Source organism: Pseudomonas sp. BE134, assembly GCF_031456105.1.
Classification (GTDB): Bacteria; Pseudomonadota; Gammaproteobacteria; order Pseudomonadales; family Pseudomonadaceae; genus Aquipseudomonas.
Map to the genome: position 1 here is coordinate 1 of NZ_JAVDUA010000060.1, position 3,623 is coordinate 3,623.

Sequence of the window (3,623 nt, forward strand, 5' to 3'; positions counted from 1 at the left end):
CCCTAAGCGGCCGGTGGGGACAGTCAGAAACTGGCCTTTTTTTTGTCTGTCCCCAATGGCAGAAATTGGCCGATTTTAGCCTTTCGCGATAGGCAGAAATCGACCTAAGCGGGCTCTATGATGGCAGCCTCCAGGGCGAGTTGATGTTCGTTGATCTTGAATAGCAGGAAGGGAGTAAGTCTGAATCCGGCCATAGGCGGTACCTTGGCGGATATGGGCATCGTTGCAGTGGCAGTTCTGCGTCGGGTGATTGTCATGTAGTGGGTTGTCGCGTTTCTTGTGATCCGGTGACACAGCTAGCGACCATTAGTCTGACTTTTCAGCTACCATTGCGTATTAAGGAATAGCTAGCGACTATTCGCACATGTTGCACATGGAAGGGAATCAATAACATGGATGGTGTGCGTTCTGTACAAGTTATCGCCGTGACTGGCGGAAAGGGCGGCGTCGGCAAGACGACTGTGGCAGTGAATCTTTCATTGGCGTTGGCGAAGCTTGGAAAGCGAGTCGTATTGCTTGATGGCGATCTTGGCTTGGCGAATATCGATGTTCTGTTGGGGCTCTCCCGGCAGTACACGCTTGCCGATTTAATCGAAGGTCGCTGTGAGCTATCCGATTTACTTGTGCGCGGTCCGGGCGGGGTACGAATCGTTCCCTCGGCTTCAGGTATCCAGAACATGGTGCATTTGTCTCCAGTTCAGCACGCCGGCCTGATCCAGGCCTTCAGTGAAATCGGTGACAGTCTCGATGTGCTGGTGATTGACACAGCTGCGGGCATCGGCGCGTCGGTGGTCAGTTTCGTCCGGGCGGCCCAGGAAGTCCTGCTGGTGGTATGCGACGAGCCGGCCTCGATCACCGATGCCTACGCACTGATCAAACTGCTTAATCGTGATTACGGAATGAACCGTTTCCGGGTGCTGGTCAATAAGGCGCAGAGCCCACAAGAAGGTCGCGCCCTGTTCGCTAAATTGACCAAGATCACCGATCATTTCCTCGACGTAGCCCTGCAGTATGTGGGAGCAGTTCCGTACGATGAATGTGCGCGTAGGGCGGTGCAAAGGCAGCGAGCAGTCTACGAACACTTTCCGCGCTCCAAGTGCACCCAGGCATTTCAGGAAATCGCTTTAAAGGTCGACACTTGGCCGTTGTTGACGACCCCCAGAGGGCACGTGGAGTTCTTCGTTGAGCGACTCGCCCAAATTCGAGAAGGTGACATTTCTCTCTACGCCGTATGAATGGTGTGATTGAGGCGACCGCTTATGGCCGAGGCTGTGTAAAAACGTTTTAGAGCAAATTTAACGACTTGAACCAGGACGAAAATCGCGCTCCTACGTAAATTCCAGGTCGTTGATTAATCAAGCACTGGCAGATTTTACGTAGCAACGCAGACGTCAAAACGGCACCTGCGTTTTTACACACTCTGGGCCGTTTTCTGTCGGTCATGGTTACGGAACGTGCTGGTCAAATCCGATACAAATGGGTGGTCAAGTCAGCTCAGAGGCATCAACTGCCAGGCATAAAAACCCCGACTAGGCGTTAACCTGATCGGGCAGAGAGGGGCCAGAAGCGGCACCGAGGACTTACAAAAGCAGGGGCAACTCAGCCAAGGCTGATGCCCCGGCACCTCTCTCGTGAGAGGCACTGTGCTCAGGCTTATTTGACCAGCAATACCGGAACTGAAACCTCATGCACCACGCGGCTGGCCACCGAGCCCAATAGTAGGTTTGAGAGGTTGCTCATCCCACGGGTTCCCATTACCACGGTGTCGCAGCCCAACCCCTTCACCGCACTGGCCACCTCTCTCACGACCTCCCCCGTCGACGCGTGTACCTGGTGATGGACGTTCGCGGCCTGGAGGATCACCGCCGCTTCGTTGTTGACATGTGCTGATTTCTGCAGAGCGGCGGTGGTCATCTGCTCCACCATCTCGCCAGTAATATAATCACCATAGGTAACAGGCCCTGTCTGGACATTGAGCACATGCACCTCAAGGTCCGGATACACCCGGGAGAATTCAACCAGATACTGCAGGGCTCGTTTTGCGTTTCCAGAGCCATCGAAAGGAACCAATACCTTTTGCATTTAGACACCTCATCGCACTTCAAACTCGTGACACGGACTCAGAGTAAAGACAGCGATACTCTGGTGGTCAAGTCAGCTCAAAGCCATCAACTGCCAGGCATAAAGAACCCGACTAGGCGTTAACCTGGTCGGGCGTGTTTACCACGACCACCGGTATCGCTTTACCGGAAGGAGGGGGCTGGCCTGTAAACAGTCGCGGTTGGAATGAATCTTAGGCACTCACGACTAATCCACATTACGCAAAAACAGTTTGTGGCGGTCTGCTGCCTAGGTGATGTCCTCGGGCTGGACGACAATGCTGCCGTTCACCAAGTCCGCCGCTGGCCGGATTACTGCCCTTGGCGATAGGCAGATATTGGCTGTTCTCTGCCGAGAGTGGTGACAAAGCGTGCTGGTCAAATCCGATGCAATCGTTGGTCAGAACGAATGCAAATGCCTGGTCAGGCCGAATGCAATCGGGTGGTCAAGTGGAGTGCTATTTCGCACAGAAATGCAAAGCCCCGAAGGTTCGCGGCTTCGGGGCTTCTATTTTCGCCTCCATCCCTTAATGTCTGGCGAACGTGGCGGCGAGAATACCAGCGATGCATTAGTGATTCACTACTGCGAAAGGTTGATTGTGTTCAGTCGGCAGGACGCCCTGAGGCGTCAGGGCGCCGCTCGCTAGCCGTCGCCTGCGTATTCACCTGAGGCGACCTGCAGACGGCCTCAGCGACGGAGCTTGGTAATTTTTGAACCCTGCAATCCGAGCCCGGCCATTAAGCCCTTTTGATCAAAGATGAACGCATAGACATCGGACTGAGCCGTTGAAGTAGTCAACGACTTGGCCATGCCTGAATCTACGACCACGATGCTTGGGCCCACGCCGACCTCAAATCCCTTAACAGTTTTCAGATCGTTCATCGCTGAATAGGTCATGAAGAACATCACGTAACCAAACCTCTGCACGCCCGCCTGAAGGCCGTATGAGGCTGCTGTGGTCGCGTAGTATCCCGTGACTTTTCCGTTCTCGATCAATTCGCCTTCGCCATGCTGTGCGCCGGCGATGAGGCCCGCTTTCAGCACATCAGGGAAAACGAGGATACCCTTGGCACGCTGCGCGAGGGCGCGCGCTTGCGGCGTTTTGGCATACAAACTCTGTAACGCCGCGTTCGCGTCCCGGTTCATTTCCGCGTTAGCAGCCTTCACATCTGAGGCGGAAGTTGGTTGATTCATTTGGCAGCCCGCAGCGATCGCGAAAATTGAAATCATTGCCATCATTCGAAGGTATTTGATCATGAGCAATACTCCGTTTCTGTACCTGCCGTTGAGGAACCTGCGTGGCAACAGCCGTTGCGGCTCAAAGACCGACGGGGTCGACCTTTCATTTAGACTGTAATCCTATAAAGCGGTTGGTCAAATGCTATGCACAGGCATATTCCATCAGAACGTGTGAACCAGTCCCGACGCCACATCCGCCCCGAACTCCAAGTCTTATAACAAGGCGCTGCAAGAGACTGATCGTCTGCGTTTCCTCAGACAAATCGACAGGCCGCTGTTGGCCG

3 protein-coding genes are annotated in these 3,623 nt (G+C 54.2%); 1 reads left to right on the forward strand and 2 read right to left on the reverse strand.

What is annotated here, in order from left to right; genetic code table 11:
• Positions 1-392 precede the first annotated feature (392 nt).
• The gene (locus tag J2Y56_RS28230) at positions 393-1,235 is read left to right on the forward strand and encodes a MinD/ParA family protein (protein ID WP_150779277.1); all 843 of its coding nucleotides are present in this window, start codon (positions 393-395) and stop codon (positions 1,233-1,235) included.
• Positions 1,236-1,653: 418 nt separating this feature from the next.
• On the opposite strand, the gene J2Y56_RS28235 is transcribed toward J2Y56_RS28230, so the two are convergent.
• Together J2Y56_RS28235 and J2Y56_RS28240 are read right to left on the reverse strand one after the other, a co-directional pair.
• The gene (locus J2Y56_RS28235; protein WP_150779278.1) at positions 1,654-2,082 is read right to left on the reverse strand and encodes a universal stress protein; all 429 of its coding nucleotides are present in this window, start codon (positions 2,080-2,082) and stop codon (positions 1,654-1,656) included.
• 705 nt (positions 2,083-2,787) lie between these two features.
• A complete protein-coding gene (locus tag J2Y56_RS28240) occupies positions 2,788-3,357 on the reverse strand; it encodes a YSC84-related protein (protein ID WP_150779279.1) in 570 nt (189 codons plus the stop codon).
• Between the last annotated feature and the right edge of the window lie 266 nt (positions 3,358-3,623).